Below are 16,837 nucleotides of genomic sequence, written 5' to 3'. Positions count from 1 at the left end.
TTTTACACCAGCTTTTCTTTCAGCCAGGCCGCGATATCGTCGGAGATCTGCTGGGCCAGCGGATCCAGGAGCATATCGTGCTGGCTCTGGTAGACCCGGTACCCCTTGTGGGGGCCCCCTATCAGGGCAAAATAGCGCCGCACCGCGGCTTCCGGCACGGTGTCGTCGTGGGCGGCCTCGAGCACCAGCGCCGGGGCCCGCACCCTGGGCAAAAGCTCGGGCACCCGTCGCTGGAGCGCAATTAACTGCACCAGGGCCACGGTAGGAAAGTTGGGGTAGTTGGGGCTCCGCGCCCGCCGCCGGGCCTCTTCGGCGGGGTCGGTGCTGTGGGCCCAGGGTTTGACGTGGTGCAGCAGCGGGGCCAGGTAGGCCAGGCGGTTCTTGAAGCCCAGCGCCGGGGCCAGGGCCACCAGGGCGGCGGTCTTGTGCTCGGCGGCCAGCCAGCCGGCCAGCAGCCCCCCCATCGAGAGGCCCACCACCGCCCTGGGCTCGGGGAGCGCCTGATAGGCCTCGCGGGCGGTCTGGAGCCAGTCCAGCCAGCGCACACCGCGCAGATCCTCGGGCCGGGTGCCGTGGCCGGGCAGGGTGGGCTGGGCCACGGTAAACCCAGCCTTGCGCAGGGTTTCGGGGAGCGGCCCCATGGTCAGGGTGGGGTGGGAGGTAAAGCCGTGCAAAACCAGAACGTTCGACATGGGCCGGCCCTAGCTTACCGCAGTGCGGCTTACTCCACCACCAGCACCCGAAAATCGTTGAGGTTGTGGGCGGTCTCGCCGGTGATGAGCAACCCCCCCAGGGCCTGGAAGAACCCGTGCGCGTTGTTGTCGTGCAGCAGGGCCTTGAGGTCGAGGCCCAGCCGCTGGGCCTGGCTCCAGGTATCGGGCTCCAGGATGGCGCCCGCCGCGGAGGTGTTGCCGTCGATGCCGTCGGAGTCGGCGGCCAGGGCCCAGACCCCATCCTGGCCCAGGTAAAAGCCCAGCCAGCCCAGAAACTCCTGGTTGCGCCCCCCCTGGCCCGACCCGCGCACCGTGACGCTAGCCTCGCCGCCGGAGAGCAGCACCACCGGGGGGCGGAAGGGTTGCCCGTGGGCGCGGATGCTCTGCACCAGGTTGGCGTGAAAGCGGGCCAGCTCGCGGGCCTCGCCCTGGAAGCGGTCGGAGAGGATGACCGCCGGGTAGCCCTGGGCCTGCCAGAAGCGCTGGGCGGCCTCGAGCAGAATCTGGTTGCTGCCAATCAGCCGGTTTTCCACCCGCTGGAAGAGGGCCTCGCCCGGCTTGGGCGACTCGGGCAGGGCACCCTTTGCGCCTTGCTCCAGGTGGGAGCGCACCTCGAGGAAGTCCAGGCCGTACTTGTCGAGCACCGCCAGGGCCTGGGCGAAGGTGGTCTCGTCGGGTACGGTGGGGCCCGAGGCAATCACCGAGAGGTCGTCGCCCGGAACATCCGATAGATACAGGGCCTGGATGCGGGCGGGGGTGGCCGCGGCCAGCCGCCCCCCCTTGATGGCGGAGAGGTGCTTTCGCACCGCATTAATCTCCTGAATATCGGCCCCCGAGCGCAAAAGGGCCTGGGTCAGGGCTTGTTTGGTGGGGAGGTCAATACCCCAGGGTGCACACAACAGCGCGCTGCCGCCCCCGGAGACCAGAACCAGCAGAATACCAAATCTCCCTCGAGGTGACACCTATAGTAGGATTGGGGAATGGGTCGTAGGATTGCCCCAATCGATTGGACTGAAAGCGCAGAGGAGCTGGAGGCACAGTATAGACGGGAGAAGCACCTGGAACGACGTAAACGGCTGCAGGCGATGTGGCTGGTACGTCGAGGCAAAGCTGCACAGGATGCGGCCAAAGAAGTGGGGATTGGACGTAAAACCCTCAACCGGTGGCTGGCTTGGTATCGGGCCGGGGGATTGCAGGAGGTGTTGAAGCGCGTACCGGGCTGGGGGGTCAAGGTCAGTCGAGCCTGGTTGGATCAAGACCAACAACTGGAACTGCGAGCCGAGAGTGCCCAAGGAAGCTTTCGCACCTACGAAGAAGCGCGGCAGTGGGTGCAACAACGCTTTGGGGTGCAGTACAGCTATAAAGGCCTCTATGGGCTGATGGCTCGATGGAAGATTCACCCCAAAGTACCGCGACCGAGTGCTGCCAAGGCCGATGCGGCAGCGCAAGCGCGCTGGAAAAAGGGGGGCTCAAAGCCCTGATAGCCGAGCAGCTCCACCGAGGGGGTCAGACCCTGGGGGAGGCTCTGGGCCGGATTGGGTTTAGCGATGAGCTGCGGTTGGGACTGCTGGGTCAAGTTCGACGGGTGCTGGCGCCTCGGGGGGTGAAGGTCGTTCAAACGGTACAGCGGGCATACCAGTATGCCTACCTGCTGCTGGCGGTGATACCGGCCATCGGTCAGTTGAGGTGGGGTTGGATTCCCCGCCTGAAGCAAGAACACCTCAAACCGGTGCTGGAGCAATGGGGGTTAGCCATCAACGTTTGGGATGGGGCGGGGGTTCATCGGGGTCGTAGCCTATCCGAGCTAGCGGGGAGTCGTATCCTTCAACCGGCCTATTCGCCCGAGCTCAATCCTGCCGAGCGGGTGTTTGAGGAGGTCAGGCGGGCCATTGAAGGCAAAGTGTACCCTTCGCTGGAACACAAACGCCTGGCTGCCGAGGAGTTCCTCACCCAGCTTGCGGCTGATCCAACTAGGGTCAAGCGGCTTTGCTTTTGGCCTTGGATTCAAGAGGCTTTATGTGTCACCTCGTCGTAGAGTTGGTAGAAGATCGCTGGCTTGCAAACGCGAGACGGCCTGGAGAATGATTTGCGCGGCCCGCACGCTCTGCTCGTCGGGCACGGGGTGGCGGGCCGGTATGATCTGACCGCGTTCCGCTTGCGGCCAGGCCCGGCCCGCCTCGGCCTTGGGCACGGCTATAAAGGGCGCCTCTGGAAACCGCTCCCGGGCCGCGGCCAGCATGCTCATGGCCGCTTTCCCCACCGAAACGATCAGCGCCGGGGCTTCCTGGGGGAGGTGCTGGGCGGTGAGATGGGCCGGGTGGGTTTGTTCTAAAGCCTGCCGAAAACTGGCGGTGAGCAGCGCGCGCATAGGCCTCTATCCGGGCTGGGCTTTAGCGACCTGGAAGGATGGGGCTTTGGGTATAGGCCCGGTCCAGCAGCTCGAGGGTGTGCAGCACCGGAATCTCCCGGCCCAGCTTGCGCAGGTGGGTTTGGATCTGGGTAAAGCAGCCGATGTTGCCGGTGACCACCAGCTCGGCCCCGGTGGCCAGGATGTGGCGGGCTTTGCGCTCGCCCAGGGCGGCGGCGATCTCGGGCTGCTCGAGGTTGTAGGTACCCGCCGATCCGCAGCACAGCTCGCCTTCGGGAATTTCCACAAGCTCGAGGCCCGGAATGCTTTTGAGCAGTTGGCGCGGTTCGGCCCGCACCTGCTGGGCGTGGGCCAGGTGGCAGGCGTCGTGGTAGGCCACCTTGAGGGGCCGCTCCAGCGGGGGTACGGCTTTCAGCCCCAGCTCGACCAGGAAAACCGAGACATCCTTGACCTTGGCGGCCAGTTGGTGGGCCTGGGCCTGCTCGGGCTCCCCGTGGAAGAGCAGGGGGTACTCTTTGAGGCCCGAGCCACAGCCAGCGGCGTTGGTGAGGATGGCGTCGTACTCACCGGCAAAGGCGCTGAGGTTGGTGCGGGCGAAGTGCAGGGCCCGCGCACGCTCGCCGGTGTGCATGGCCAGTGCACCGCAGCAGCCCTGGCCTTTGGGGATCACCACCTCCACCCCGTTGCGGGCCAGCACCCGCAGGGTGGCGTGGTTGAAGTTGGGCTGCAACACCTGCTGGGCGCAGCCGGCCAGAAAGGCCACTCGAGCCCGCCGTTCCCCCTCGGCGGGAACCAGCTCGGGCAGGGGCTCGAGCCTGGGCAGCGCCGCGGGCAGCAGCTCGAGCGGGGCTTGCAGCAGGGGGGGCAGCAACGGCTTGACCGGCTTGCCCAGCTGGCCCAGCGCGGCGGCAGCGCGGAAGCGCGTGGGGTAGGGGAGGGTCTCCTGAATACCCATGCGGAAGAGCTTCTGGAAAGGGGAGCGGTGGCGCTGGGGCTCGCTCCAGCCCCGGTAGGTGGTGATGAGCTCGCCGTAGGGCACCCCGCTGGGGCAGGCCGTCACGCAGCCCTGGCAGCCCAGGCACTTATCCAGGTAGGGCTGGGCTTCCTCCATGCTCAGGTTGCCCTCCAGCACCTCTTTCATCAGAAAAATCCGCCCCCTGGGCGAGTCCATCTCCTCGCCCAGCACCTGGTAGGTGGGGCAGGCCGGCAGACAGAAGCCGCAGTGCACACAGGCCTCGATGGCGTGGGCCATGATTTCACCCTGGGGGCCGAGCTTTTCAAGGTCAATTTTGTGCTGCATAGGGTTTCCTGGGGTTACTGGGGTGGAGCAGGGCTGAACCGGCCTTGAGGATCGAGGGCGGCGGCCACCCGCTGACCAAAGACCTGTTCCAAGTCTATTCCAATCTGGGGGCGAGCGGTGTGGCCCCTCAGAACCAGACCAGATAAGTTCTGAGACCGTAGCAGGGTATCCAACTGGGCCAGCTCGTGGTTCCAGGCCAGGTACAGCAGATGCCCCGCGCTCATGTACCGGCGGGGGGCGCTGCCCAGGGCCTGTTCCAGGGTGGGGATGCGCCGGGCGGTGAGGGCTACCTTAACCAGGTAACCCGCGCCCAGCTCGAGCCGGTTCAGGTCGCGCCAGTATTGGGTCTCGGCCTCGCCTTGCAGGAGGTCGCCAGCCCTGCCCACAAAGGCTATGAGCCGCTCCAGCCGGGCCGGGAGGGCTTCGGGCAGGCCCCCCAGGCGCAGGGTCAGGGTGGCGGGGGGCTCGAGGTCGAGGGCATAAAGTTCGATGGGCGAGCCCGCCAGCCGGTAGAGGATCTCGAGCGCCTCTTCCAGCTTGGGGAAGGCCAGCCGCAGGGTGGCGGTGGCTTTGGGGTAGGGGAACACCTTGAAGGCCAGCTCGGTGAGGAGGCCCAGCCGCCCCAGGCTGCCCACCATCAGCTTGGGCAGGTCGAAGCCGGCAGCGTTCTTGACCACCTTGCCACCTGCCCGCACCAGTTGGCCCGTGCCGTCCACGAACTGCACCCCCAGGATGAAGTCGCGCACCCCCCCATAGCGCTGCCGCATGGGGCCGGAAAGCCCCGCCGCCACCGTGCCCCCCAGGGTGGCCCCCTGTTCCACCAGGGGCGGGTCGAAGGGCAGGTACTGCCCGTGCTGGGCTAAAAGCCGCTCCACCTCGGCCAGGGGGGTTCCGGCCTGGGCTACCAGCACGTACTCGCCGGGGTCGTACTCGAGCACCCCCGAGAGGCCGCGCATCTCCAGAACGATCTGGTCTTCGGTTGGCGTGGAAAGCGCCGGTTTGCTGCCGCCGCCCCTGGCCCGCACCCGGCTGTGGGCCCGGACGGCTTCCTGCACCTCGGCGGGGCTGGTGGGGTGGAGCACGGTCATGGCGGCCTACTCCCTGGAAATAACCCCGGCCCGCTCCAGGGGATGGGGCCCGGCCTGGTGCAGCGCAGGGGCTTCGCCGCCGGGGAACATCTTGCCACGGTTGGAAAGCTCGAGGGGATCCAGGGCCAGGCGGATGCGCCGCATGGCGGCCAGGTCGGCCTCGGAGAACATCTCGGGCATGTAGGCTTTTTTCTCCATACCCACCCCGTGCTCGCCGGTGATGGAGCCGCCCAGGGCCACGCACAGGCGCAGGATCTCCCCCGCCAGCGCCTCGGCCCGCTCGAGCTCCCCGGCCTCCCGCCCGTTGTAGAGAATCAGGGGGTGCAGGTTGCCATCGCCTGCATGGAAAACATTGGCCACCCGCAGGCCATAGCGTGCGGAGAGCCGCTCGATCTCGGCTAAGGCCTGGCCCAGCTTAGAGCGGGGCACCACCCCGTCTTGCACAAGGTAGTCGGGCGAGAGCCGCCCCACTGCCGAGAAGGCGGCCTTGCGCCCTTTCCAGATTTTCAGGCGCTCCTCGGCGCTCTGGGCCACCTGCACCTCGTAGGCCCCCGATTGCCGGATGACCTCGTCCAGATAGCGGGCCTCGGCCTCCACCTGGGGGGGTTCGCCCTCGAGCTCCACAATCAACAGGGCCCGGGCCTCCCTTGGATAACCAGCCTTGACCGCGGCCTCGGCGGCTTCAATCGCCAGCGAGTCCATGATCTCCATCGCGCCGGGCAAAAGGCCAGAAGCCACCACCGCGGCCACCGCGTCACCGGCTTTCTCCAGCGTGTCGTAGGCGGCCAGCACGGTGTGATAGGCCTCGGGTTTGGGCAAAAGGCGCAGGGTGATCTCGGTGGCGATGCCCAGCAGCCCCTCGCTGCCCACGAACAGGCCCAGCCAGTCGGGGCCGGCATTCTCTAGGCTCTCGCTGCCCAGCACCACGCTCTCGCCGTCGGGCAGTACCACCCTGGCCGCCAGCACGTGGTTGGAGGTCATGCCGTACTTGAGGCAGTGGGCCCCGCCCGAGTTAAAGGCCAGGTTCCCCCCAATGGTCGAGACCGGCTGGGAAGAGGGGTCAGGGGCGTAGTAGAGGCCATAGGGGGCGGCGGCATTCGAGACCTGTAAGTTGATAAAGCCGGGCTGCACCACGGCAATGCGCTCCTGGGGCTCGAGCCGCAGGAGTTTGTTCATGCGGTTGAGCCCAATGACCAGGCCCCCCTCAATGGGCAGCGAGCCCCCCGAAAGGCTGGTGCCGGAGCCGCGGGCCACATAGGGCACCTGATGCTTGGCACACCAGCGCACCGCGGCCACCACCTCTTCATGGGTTTCGGGTAGCACTACCGCCAGCGGTCGGGCCCGGAAGGCCGTGAGCGCATCGGATTCGTATGGCGCCAACTCGCCGGGTTTGTGCAGCAGGCGCGTAGGGGGAAAGAGTCTGGCCAACTCGTCTAGAGGAATCATGGTTTCAATCCTCACTCGAGCTATTGCCGAGTGCAACCCCCAGGGAGAGGCCTGGTTTAAGACCAAGCCAGGTCGTTTCAGTCCTCACTCGAGCTTTTGCCCGAGTGCAACGGGATTTTCGACATTGCTGTAGTGAGCGCCTCTGTGTTTCAATCCTCACTCGAGCTTTTGCCCGAGTGCAACGGATGCTGATGCGGTCGATAAATTTCTGAAGTCCAGGTTTCAATCCTCACTCGAGCTTTTGCCCGAGTGCAACCGGTGGTGGCCGGGGTGCGCAGCGCAAAAGACCATGTTTCAATCCTCACTCGAGCTTTTGCCCGAGTGCAACGACTTTTCCCACGTGCACAACACAGGCCTCATTGAGTTTCAATCCTCACTCGAGCTTTTGCCCGAGTGCAACGGCACTACCACGGCCATTAGCCGTGTAGAAGGCAGGTTTCAATCCTCACTCGAGCTTTTGCCCGAGTGCAACGAAATGATTCGCAAAGAGGCTCTCTTGATTCTTTGGTTTCAATCCTCACTCGAGCTTTTGCCCGAGTGCAACCTCATCTGCCGCAATCTCCTGCGGCGTGCGGAAATCGTTTCAATCCTCACTCGAGCTTTTGCCCGAGTGCAACGGCCCTGGGGGTGGGGCTTTCTTCCCGGGGGGAAGGTTTCAATCCTCACTCGAGCTTTTGCCCGAGTGCAACCTCGTACTTTTTAGCCAGGCCATTGCCTGCGGAAAGTTTCAATCCTCACTCGAGCTTTTGCCCGAGTGCAACCGAGGGCCGTCAATTTGTAGACCTTCCATGCCGGGTTTCAATCCTCACTCGAGCTTTTGCCCGAGTGCAACGATGAGGGCCCCGTGTGGGAGAACATCCGCACAAAGGTTTCAATCCTCACTCGAGCTTTTGCCCGAGTGCAACGCGGGTACGGGATGCCGAGCAGCTCGTGCTCCGGGTTTCAATCCTCACTCGAGCTTTTGCCCGAGTGCAACGCCGCCAGCCGCAGCGCCGCCTCGAAGTCGGGTTGCGTTTCAATCCTCACTCGAGCTTTTGCCCGAGTGCAACGCTATGAGGTTCCTCCAACCGCTACGCTAACTCGTGTTTCAATCCTCACTCGAGCTTTTGCCCGAGTGCAACCGGGGCCTTTTGGGCCCAGCGCTGGTGTCAGAGTAGGTTTCAATCCTCACTCGAGCTTTTGCCCGAGTGCAACGCACCTCAGCGGGAAGCTGAACTCCCTCGATGCCGTTTCAATCCTCACTCGAGCTTTTGCCCGAGTGCAACGATGGCGGCGTAATAGTGAGTTACGCTGTCGTGTAGTTTCAATCCTCACTCGAGCTTTTGCCCGAGTGCAACGCCTGCAAGCCCAGCCGCCCTAGGCAGCCCAGCCTGCGTTTCAATCCTCACTCGAGCTTTTGCCCGAGTGCAACAATCTGAGGGTTGGGGCGACGGCAGTGATGTGGCCGTTTCAATCCTCACTCGAGCTTTTGCCCGAGTGCAACCAGCGACCCGGGTCGCCGGCTCTCTTGAGCTTCACGTTTCAATCCTCACTCGAGCTTTTGCCCGAGTGCAACACCCGAGTGCGCCTGGCAATCGCCAAGCGCGCCCGGGTTTCAATCCTCACTCGAGCTTTTGCCCGAGTGCAACCCGGGGTCACAATCGGGCGAGCGCGTCCGGCTGCGCGTTTCAATCCTCACTCGAGCTTTTGCCCGAGTGCAACGTGCAGGCCCGCTACCTGCACCTTAGCGGGGCTCTCGTTTCAATCCTCACTCGAGCTTTTGCCCGAGTGCAACCTTCCAGGTGGTACAGGCCCGGGACGGGCGGACAAAGTTTCAATCCTCACTCGAGCTTTTGCCCGAGTGCAACATTCCTGTTATTAGTTCTCCAATGTCTTTCTATACGTTTCAATCCTCACTCGAGCTTTTGCCCGAGTGCAACGTGCTTGCGGCGGTGCGCAAGGGTCACCAGTTCATCGTTTCAATCCTCACTCGAGCTTTTGCCCGAGTGCAACGCTCGCTGCCAGCCCGCCGCGTGTGTGTGCATGCAGTTTCAATCCTCACTCGAGCTTTTGCCCGAGTGCAACGATTGACGAAACCTGGGCGATTGTCAATATTGACGTTTCAATCCTCACTCGAGCTTTTGCCCGAGTGCAACAGTGGATAGCATTCACTATCCCCTCCCGGATTTGGGTTTCAATCCTCACTCGAGCTTTTGCCCGAGTGCAACACGCTGTACAACTCGGGAGCTAATCGAGCACAAATAGTTTCAATCCTCACTCGAGCTTTTGCCCGAGTGCAACACCGGGGCCAAGAAAGGAGATGCCATGAGTATAGGTTTCAATCCTCACTCGAGCTTTTGCCCGAGTGCAACTGCCGACGTATCTGTGCAGCTTTAGCCCTCCTCAGTTTCAATCCTCACTCGAGCTTTTGCCCGAGTGCAACCCCCGCGAGACTGGAACTCCAGCACCCAGAAGTATTTGTTTCAATCCTCACTCGAGCTTTTGCCCGAGTGCAACGCCCTCATTCTAGCGTGCGTGCAGGACGGGGCTCAAGAGGCCGTTTGCGCGAACCCCCCAAAAAAAGCTTCCGACGCAGGGTGGGGGAAGGTGGAGGGAAAGCGGGTTTTCAATGTCCCCTAGCCAGTTTCTCGGCTTGCGCGAACCCCCCTGGGTTTTGGCACCTGCTTGGGGTTCGCGCATTTTACCAGATATGCGAGACTAATTTGTTAGCGCAGCGCAAACGGATTGAAGCGGGTATTGCGGTCGTAATAATCCTCGTTTTCAGCGCGCTTCAAGAAGCCCACCACGGCATAGGTAATGGGCGTGAACAGTACCTCTATACCAACTTTAAAGATGTAGTTCGAAACGAACACTGTCCAAAGCAGGTTGTTGTCCCAGATGCCATAGAAGGCTATCAGCAGGAAAATAGCGGTATCCAGGCCCTGCCCTACCAGGGTAGACCCGATGGTGCGCAGGGCTAAAAAGCGTCCCTGGGTAGCCACCTTGAGCCGGGCCAGAATGTAGCTGTTGGCAAACTCACCCACCCAGTAGGCCACCAGACTAGCCAGCACGATGCGGGGTACCAGGCCCAGGATGGTAGAGAAGGCTTCCGCCGATTTTTGACTGAACTCGTCGGTGGGTGCGGGTAATGCGCTAACCAGGCCAAAGGTGAGGGCGGAGAGTAGTAATAGGAAGAAACCAGTCCAGATCACCCGGCGGCTTCTTTTGTAGCCGTAAACTTCGGTGAGCACATCGCCAAAGATGTAGGCCAGGGGGAACAACAGGGTACCGCCGTCAAAGGTAAAAGGGCCAAAAAGCACCACTTTGGTCGAGGCGATGTTGGAGACCACCAACACCACCACAAACAGCGCGGTAATTAAGTCGAGGTAGCGGTAAGTTTTCATAGCAGGATGGTGTGCGCTACAGCAGCGCGTCAGATTGGGCCAATGCAGAGCTGGCCCCGCAACGACCTATTTTAGGCCTGAGAGGTGATGAAGGGTAGGTTGCGGTCGAACTGGCTTCGGTCGAGGCCGTAGCCGTATACGAAAGCATCTTCGATCTCAAAGCCCAGGTAGTGGATGGGTACCTCAATCTGGCGTCGGGAGGGTTTGGAGAGCAGGGCGGCAATTTTGAGCGAGGCGGGCTGGCGGGCTTCCAGCATCCGCAGCAGGTAGTTAATGGTGATGCCGGTATCCACAATGTCCTCAACCACAATTACGTGCCGCCCCGCAATCGGAAGGCGCAGGTCTTTTATGAGCTCCACCTCGCCGCTGGTTTTCTGGCTGTTGCCATACGAAGAAACCGCCAGGAAGTCCATGGTTAGGGGCATATCAATAGCCCGCACCAGATCGGCCATAAAGATAAAAGCGCCGTTTAGAACGCAAATTAGGTGGGGTTCTTGGCCCTGGTAGTCAAGTCTTATTTGTTCGCCCAGCTCGCGTATGCGCTTGGCGATCTGTGCTTCCCCGATTTGTACCTTGCCGTTGCCGGGTCGAAAGACGTTCACTGCTAGATTCTACGGTACTCTTTTGAGGCCGTGTACCGGTTTTGGCCTTGGGTGTGGGGGTGGGCTTCTGGGCCTGGGTTTTGGGCCTGGGTAGCTGGGCGCTGGTGTACAGCAGCTTGATTTCATCTGGGGTGAGGTAGCGCCACTCGCCCGCCTCGAGCTCACCCAGCTCTATGGGGCCCACGGCCAGCCGCACCAACCTTTCCACTGGATACCCCACCTTGTTCAGCATCCGGCGCACCTCGCGCTTGCGCCCTTCAGTTAGTACCAGCTTGACCCCATTCCTGGTCGGATGAGCCTCGAGGGCCTGGGCCAGCCCATCCCCCAGCACGACCCCCTGCACCAATTGCTGACAGGCTTTCTCACTGACCCGGCCGTTTTTGCACCAGGCCCGGTAGAGCTTGGGCACCTGGTTGCGGGGATGGGTAAGATGCTGGGTCAGATGGCCGTCGTTGGTTAGCAGCAACAGGCCCTCGGTGTCCTTGTCCAGCCGTCCCACCGCATGCAGGCCAGGGTGCTTGGGAACCAGCTCGTAGACGATTTTTTCGGCGTGTTCGTCCTCGTGGGTGGTGGTGTAGCCCTTGGGTTTGTGCAGGGCAATCACCACCTTTTTTTGCGGCATTCGCACCCGCTCACCATCCAGCCGTACGATGTCGCCGGGTTGAACGACCGCTCCAATGCTGGCGACCTGCTCGTTGATGGTGACCCTTCCTGCACGGATCAGGTCTTCGGCTTTGCGGCGGCTGGCAATGCCGGCGCGGGCTAAAAATTGCTGTAGGCGCATACCCACCATAGTATTACTGGCCGGGCTAGAGTGTGCTGGTTTTTATATGGGAGACTTCTTCTGGAAGCGTGGAGGGCGTTTTTCGCGCAGCGAGCGCAGCCCTTCCTGGGCATCGGGGCCCAGAAAACCCATAAACTCGAGGGCCAGCGAGGTGTCGAAGTTGGGGCCCATCATGCGTAGCCAGTTGTTGAGGGCGTACTTGGTGAAGCGGATGGCTGAAGGGGCCCCCTGGGTAAGCCGGGTTGCAATTCTGAGCGCCTCGCTATAGACCTGGCTATCCTCCACGCAGCGCGAGACCAGCCCAATGCGCTCGGCCTCCTCCCCGGTGAGCGGTTCGTTCAACAGCAGGTGGTACTTGGCCTTGCTCATACCGCACAGCAAAGGCCAGACCATCACCGAGTGATCGCCGGCTGCCACCCCCAGCCGCACATGCCCGTCCACGATGCGGGCGGTTTTCCCGGCCACGCTGATATCGGCCAGCAGCGCCACGGCCAGCCCGGCCCCCACCGCCGGCCCCTCGATGGCCGACACGATGGGCTTGGCGCAGTTCACCACCCCGTACACCAGATCGCGGGCTTCCTTCCAGACCCGCAGCAAGGTTTCGTAATCCCGGATCATCTCTTCGATCATCTCGAAGTCGCCGCCGCTGCTGAAGGCCCCGCCCTCGCCGCGCACCAGCACCGCTGCAATTTCGGGGTCGGCGTCGATATCCCGCCAGACATAGGCCAGCTCACGGTGCATCTGACTATCGGCCGCGTTGAGGCGGCCTGGGTTTGAAAGAACGACCTCGAGCACGCCTTCGCTGGGCTCAGCAAACTTCAGACGCTGGTAGCGGGCTTGCCAGTTCATGCTAAAAGTTTACGCAAAGCCCCGACTAGCCGCACCGGCTTATTTATGGGTACAATCCGCTGGCATGGCCCTATTTGCCGTGAACAAACCGCTGGGGCGCACCTCGCACGACGTGGTGGATATGGCCCGTAAGCTGCTTGGCACGCGCCGGGTGGGTCACACCGGAACCCTCGACCCCCTGGCTACGGGCGTCCTGATCCTCGCCACGGAGGCCTCCACCAAGCTGGTGCCTTTTTTGTCCGCAGAAGAAAAAGAGTACATCGCCTGGGTTTCTTTTGGCGTCACCACCGCAACCCTCGATGCCGAAGGGCCGGTGATGGGCCCCAATACGGGCTATCCAAGCCAGCGCGAGATTGAAGCGGCCCTGCCCTGGTTTTTGCAGTTGACCGAGCAGACCCCACCGGCCTACTCGGCGGTGAAGGTGGGGGGGGTCAAGGCCTATGAGGCCGCCCGCAGGGGGCAGGCCCTCGAGCTGGCCCCCCGCCCGGTGGCCTACCACGAGGTGAGCCTGCTGGCCTACGAGCCCGCGCCCATACCCCATCGCATTGCCCCCTCGGCCACCGGCTGGCAACTGGCCCCACGGGGTCGCCCGGTCGAGCTGCCCAGGCCGCTGGGCGACTACCCCACCGCGGTGATTCGCCTGGTGGTGGGGCCGGGTACTTATGTGCGCTCCTTCGCTCGCGACCTGGGACAGCGTCTCGGCACCCAGGCTTTTCTATCGGGGCTGGTGCGCACCCGGGTGGGGAGGATTGGCCTCGAGCAGGCCCAGGAGATCGAACGCCTGGATGTGCACAGAACCCTGGACGAGCTCGAGGCCCTTTCCTGCCCCAGCGTTGAGCTTACGCACGCCGAGGCCAAGCGGGTAATGGAGGGCGTTCCGCTGGCCATTCCGGCCAAAGGCCTGGTGGCCCTGGTGGGCCCCAAGCGCCGCCTGGTGGCCATCGCCGAAGGCGACGGCTTCAAGCTACGCATCAAGCGGGTTTTCAAGGTCTAGCGGTCAGCCCATCTCAAAGATTTCCTTGATGATGGGCTGTGAAAGCACCACCGAGGTGCGGGTGCTGCCATAAAAACCGAGCTGCTGGATGAGCTCCTGTAGCTGCTCCACCGAGGCGGTCATCACCTTGGCTACAAACGACGACTCGCCGGTGACAAAGTAGCACTCCCGTACTGCCGGGGTGGCCTGGGCAAACTCGAGCATCTGCTGGTAGCGGTGCGGCGGGGTGGCTACCTCAATCAGGGCGGTGATGGTGTAGCCGAGGGCCCCTGGGTTAATCCGGGCCCCGTAGCCCGCGATAACGCCGGCATCCTCGAGGCGGCGCACCCGCTCGGTGACCGCCGGGGTCGAGAGCCCCACCCGGCGGCCCAGCTCGCTGTAGGAGAGCCGCCCATCGCGCTGTAGCTCGTTCAGAATGGCGATGTTGAATTTGTCTAAAAGTTTGGAAAGCATAAAGCCTATTATGCCTTAAGAACTTCAAGCAAATCTGATATTTATCCTTAACTTATGGCTTTCTTTTGCGCGGCGGGCGTTCTAGGCTTGGGGAAAACAGGAGGTTGTTATGGTGATTGGTGTTCCCAAGGAGATCAAGACGCTCGAGAACCGCGTGGCCCTCACGCCGGGCGGGGTGACCAGCCTGGTGCGGCGGGGGCATCGGGTGCTGGTGCAGCAGGGGGCCGGGGTGGGTTCGGGCCTTTCCGACGCCGAATACCAGAAAGCCGGGGCCGAGATCGTGAGCGCCCAGGAGGCCTGGGCCGCCGATCTGGTGGTCAAGGTCAAGGAGCCCATTGCCGAGGAGTACAAGTACCTGCGCCGGGGCCTGATCCTGTTCACCTACCTGCACCTGGCCGCCGATGAGCCGCTCACCAAAGCTTTGCTGGCTGGGGGTACGACCGCCATCGCCTACGAAACGGTGCAGCTCGAGGACGGCTCCCTGCCCCTGCTCACCCCCATGAGCGAGGTGGCCGGGCGGATGGCCCCGCAGGTGGGGGCAGCGGCCCTGGAGAAGCCCCACGGCGGACGCGGGGTGCTGCTGGGGGGCGTGCCAGGGGTGGCCCCGGCCAGTGTGGTGATCATCGGCGGCGGCATTGTGGGCACCAACGCGGCCAAAATCGCCCTGGGTATGGGCGCGCAGGTGACCATCCTGGAGGTTAGCAAGGCCCGCATGCAGTACCTCGACGATGTGTTTGGCGGGCGGGTAATCACCCTGGCCTCCACCGAGGCCAATGTGGCGGCCTCCATCCGCCACGCCGACCTGTTGATTGGGGCGGTGCTGATTCCGGGGGCTAAAGCGCCCAAGCTGGTTACCCGCGAGATGCTCTCCACCATGAAAGAAGGGGCGGTGATTGTAGACGTGGCGGTGGATCAGGGGGGTTGTGTGGAAACCATCCACCCCACCACCCACGCCGAGCCCACCTATGTAGTAGACGGAGTGGTGCACTACGGGGTGGCTAATATGCCGGGGGCGGTTCCGCGCACCTCCACCTTCGCCCTCACCAACCAGACCCTGCCCTACCTGCTCAAGCTGGCCGAGAAGGGCCTGGACGCGCTGCAAGAGGATGCAGCCTTGCTACAGGGCCTCAACACCCACCAGGGTCAACTAACCTGCCGGGGGGTGGCCGAGGCCTTTGGCCTGCCCTATGTCGAGCCTAAAGCGGTTTTGTAGCGCTGCGCTCGAGGGAAGCCAGCAACTCGAGGAATTCCTGGTAGCAGCCTACCAGCACCTCTTCTGGTACGGGCCGGATCTCCAGCCGGCCCATCCCCATGGGGATGACCCAGTGAAGGGCCTGGCTCACCTTCTTCTTGTCGCGGCTGAGGAACGGGGTCAGGTCTTCCCAGCTCAGGCCTGGGGGTGGGGCAGGGGAGAGCCACTGCAAGAGCTTTAGCACCGTGGGTACCAGGTCTGCCCCCCCGTGGGCCCGACCCAGCAGGGCTGCATAGAGCAGCCCGTAGGCCACCGCCACCCCGTGGGATATGGCCCCGTGGGTGGCGCCCTCGAGGGCATGGCCCAGGGTGTGCCCCAGGTTGAGCTTGCGGCGCTCGTTCTGCTCGGTTGGGTCGGCCTCCACCACCCTTACCTTGACCATTACGGCGCGGGCCAGGTAGGGCTCGAGGCCTTCCCAGTCGGGCGAGATCGGCGCTACATCAACCAGCAGCTCATCACCGGCAATGAGGCCGTGTTTGAAGGCTTCTACCAGCCCCTCCTTGAAGGTTTGGGGCGGAAGGGTGCGGAGGGTGCTGAGCTCGGCGTACACCCCCGCTGGGGCGTGGAAGGCCCCAACCAGGTTTTTGCCCTCGGGGAGGTTGAGGCCGGTTTTGTTGCCCACCGAGGCATCCACCATAGCCAGGGTGGTGGTGGGTAGGCTGATGTACCGTATCCCGCGCAGGTAGGTGGCGGCCACAAACCCACCCAGGTCGGTAAGACAGCCTCCGCCCACCACATACAGCGTGGTGTTGCGGGGAAGGGCCTGCTGGGCCAGCCAGGATAGCACCCGGCTGTAGCTATGGAGGCTTTTGGCCTCTTCACCGCCGGGCAGCCCTAGACTGAATGGAATCTCCAGGCGGGCGGCCACCTGCTGGGCGTAGTCCTGTACAGCTAAATCGTAAAGGAGGGCCCGGGGGCCCGGGGCCTGGGGGAGCTCGAGCGCGAATCCCAGGTGAATCGGGTAGGGAACGGGGTGCTTAATCTCTAGTTTTTGCATAGTTCCACAGCCGCTGGATAATTTCGTCTACCACCTCAGGGATGCGGCGGTTGTCCGTAGAGACGTGGAGGGTGGCCTGGCGATAAACCGTCTCTCGCTCGGCCAGGAGCTGCTGGATGCGTTTAAAGGGGTCGGGGTTATCCAACATGGGACGCTGGCCGGGGCGGCGGCTGATGCGCTCGAAAATGGTGCTGGGGCTGGCCCAGAGCGCCACCACCGGCCCACGCTGCAACAGCTTCCACCGGTTTTCAGGGTTGACAAAGGTGCCACCCCCCAGCGAAAGCACCAAGTAATCTTTCTGGGTGAGCTCGCTAACGGCCTCGGCCTCGAGCTGCCGGAAGGTGGCTTCCCCCAGGTGACGGAAAATATCAGCCACCGAGAGCCCCATCTGCCGCTCGATGTAGCGGTCGAGGTCAATGAAGTGCAGCATCAGCTCGCGGGCCAGCTCCCGCCCGATGCGGCTCTTGCCCACACCCATAAAGCCGGTCAGGGCTACCCAGGTAACGGGGCGTTCAATCTCAATCATAAAAGAGGGTTGGGAAATGGGCCTTGGGGTGTGGTATAGATATCCCTCATCTGCTGGGGGCTGTCGGCTTTCGGGGTCGAAG

General features: G+C 63.1%; 16 protein-coding genes, 1 pseudogene and 1 CRISPR repeat array. Of the genes and pseudogenes, 4 read left to right on the top strand and 13 right to left on the bottom strand.

Annotated elements, in window-relative coordinates:
- Positions 1–2 precede the first annotated feature (2 nt).
- On the bottom strand, positions 3–692 hold the full coding sequence (locus tag MRUB_RS13865) for an alpha/beta hydrolase (protein ID WP_013015005.1): 690 nt from the start codon (positions 690–692) through the stop codon (positions 3–5).
- 29 nt (positions 693–721) lie between these two features.
- A pseudogene (locus tag MRUB_RS13860) lies at positions 722–1,675 on the bottom strand (glycerate kinase type-2 family protein); the annotation flags it as partial.
- Positions 1,676–1,693: 18 nt separating this feature from the next.
- Between MRUB_RS13860 and MRUB_RS13855 the strand changes: the two are divergent.
- Positions 1,694–2,194 carry a winged helix-turn-helix domain-containing protein gene (locus MRUB_RS13855; protein WP_081439958.1) on the top strand — a complete coding sequence of 167 codons (501 nt, stop codon included), beginning with the start codon at positions 1,694–1,696 and terminating at the stop codon, positions 2,192–2,194.
- Positions 2,195–2,316: 122 nt separating this feature from the next.
- Positions 2,317–2,748, top strand: coding sequence for a transposase (locus MRUB_RS13850; RefSeq protein WP_157413585.1), 432 nt, complete (start codon positions 2,317–2,319; stop codon positions 2,746–2,748).
- Here the strand turns inward: MRUB_RS13850 and MRUB_RS13845 are convergent.
- The 8 genes from MRUB_RS13845 to MRUB_RS13810 all read right to left on the bottom strand — a co-directional run bounded on the left by MRUB_RS13845 (position 2,728) and on the right by MRUB_RS13810 (position 12,533).
- Positions 2,728–3,081: a DUF4147 domain-containing protein gene (locus MRUB_RS13845; protein WP_013015003.1), complete on the bottom strand. Its 354-nt coding sequence runs from the start codon at positions 3,079–3,081 to the stop codon at positions 2,728–2,730. The genes MRUB_RS13850 and MRUB_RS13845 overlap by 21 nt on opposite strands.
- 22 nt (positions 3,082–3,103) lie before the next feature.
- Positions 3,104–4,381 carry a glycolate oxidase subunit GlcF gene (glcF, locus tag MRUB_RS13840; protein ID WP_013015002.1) on the bottom strand — a complete coding sequence of 426 codons (1,278 nt, stop codon included), beginning with the start codon at positions 4,379–4,381 and terminating at the stop codon, positions 3,104–3,106.
- A 14-nt stretch (positions 4,382–4,395) separates the two neighbouring features.
- Positions 4,396–5,469, bottom strand: coding sequence for an FAD-binding protein (locus MRUB_RS13835; RefSeq protein ID WP_013015001.1), 1,074 nt, complete (start codon positions 5,467–5,469; stop codon positions 4,396–4,398).
- Between the two features lie 6 nt (positions 5,470–5,475).
- Entirely contained in the window at positions 5,476–6,915 is a 1,440-nt protein-coding gene (locus MRUB_RS13830) for an FAD-linked oxidase C-terminal domain-containing protein (RefSeq protein ID WP_013015000.1), read from the bottom strand.
- Positions 6,916–6,989: 74 nt separating this feature from the next.
- A CRISPR array of direct repeats spans positions 6,990–9,411; the repeat unit is 37 nt; unit sequence GTTTCAATCCTCACTCGAGCTTTTGCCCGAGTGCAAC.
- A gap of 209 nt (positions 9,412–9,620) precedes the next feature.
- A complete protein-coding gene (locus MRUB_RS13825) occupies positions 9,621–10,298 on the bottom strand; it encodes a queuosine precursor transporter (protein WP_013014999.1) in 678 nt (225 codons plus the stop codon).
- A 71-nt stretch (positions 10,299–10,369) separates the two neighbouring features.
- Positions 10,370–10,900, bottom strand: coding sequence for a hypoxanthine phosphoribosyltransferase (hpt, locus tag MRUB_RS13820; RefSeq protein ID WP_013014998.1), 531 nt, complete (start codon positions 10,898–10,900; stop codon positions 10,370–10,372).
- Entirely contained in the window at positions 10,806–11,684 is an 879-nt protein-coding gene (locus tag MRUB_RS13815; protein ID WP_015586676.1) for a pseudouridine synthase, read from the bottom strand. Before MRUB_RS13815 ends, hpt begins: the two co-directional genes overlap by 95 nt.
- A 42-nt stretch (positions 11,685–11,726) precedes the next feature.
- Positions 11,727–12,533, bottom strand: coding sequence for an enoyl-CoA hydratase/isomerase family protein (locus MRUB_RS13810; protein ID WP_013014996.1), 807 nt, complete (start codon positions 12,531–12,533; stop codon positions 11,727–11,729).
- Positions 12,534–12,597: 64 nt separating this feature from the next.
- Between MRUB_RS13810 and truB the strand changes: the two genes are divergently transcribed.
- Positions 12,598–13,527: a tRNA pseudouridine(55) synthase TruB gene (gene truB / locus MRUB_RS13805; RefSeq protein WP_013014995.1), complete on the top strand. Its 930-nt coding sequence runs from the start codon at positions 12,598–12,600 to the stop codon at positions 13,525–13,527.
- A gap of 3 nt (positions 13,528–13,530) precedes the next feature.
- Here truB and MRUB_RS13800 read toward each other — a convergent pair whose 3' ends face one another.
- Positions 13,531–13,980: an Lrp/AsnC family transcriptional regulator gene (locus MRUB_RS13800; RefSeq protein WP_013014994.1), complete on the bottom strand. Its 450-nt coding sequence runs from the start codon at positions 13,978–13,980 to the stop codon at positions 13,531–13,533.
- A 109-nt stretch (positions 13,981–14,089) separates the two neighbouring features.
- On the opposite strand from MRUB_RS13800, the gene ald reads away from it, so the two are divergent.
- Entirely contained in the window at positions 14,090–15,193 is a 1,104-nt protein-coding gene (ald, locus tag MRUB_RS13795; protein WP_013014993.1) for an alanine dehydrogenase, read from the top strand.
- On the opposite strand, the gene MRUB_RS13790 is transcribed toward ald, so the two are convergent.
- A complete protein-coding gene (locus MRUB_RS13790) occupies positions 15,177–16,229 on the bottom strand; it encodes a 3-dehydroquinate synthase (RefSeq protein ID WP_013014992.1) in 1,053 nt (350 codons plus the stop codon). The genes ald and MRUB_RS13790 overlap by 17 nt on opposite strands.
- Complete coding sequence (locus tag MRUB_RS13785; RefSeq protein ID WP_013014991.1) at positions 16,210–16,755, bottom strand: shikimate kinase; 546 nt, start codon at positions 16,753–16,755, stop codon at positions 16,210–16,212. The genes MRUB_RS13790 and MRUB_RS13785 overlap by 20 nt, the downstream gene beginning before the upstream one ends.
- Positions 16,756–16,837 lie beyond the last annotated feature (82 nt).

Origin of the sequence: Meiothermus ruber DSM 1279, assembly GCF_000024425.1 — a bacterium.
GTDB classification, from domain to species: domain Bacteria; phylum Deinococcota; class Deinococci; order Deinococcales; family Thermaceae; genus Meiothermus; species Meiothermus ruber.
The sequence above is the reverse complement of the archived record's forward strand: the minus strand, read 5'-3'. Positions and strand labels throughout refer to the sequence as shown.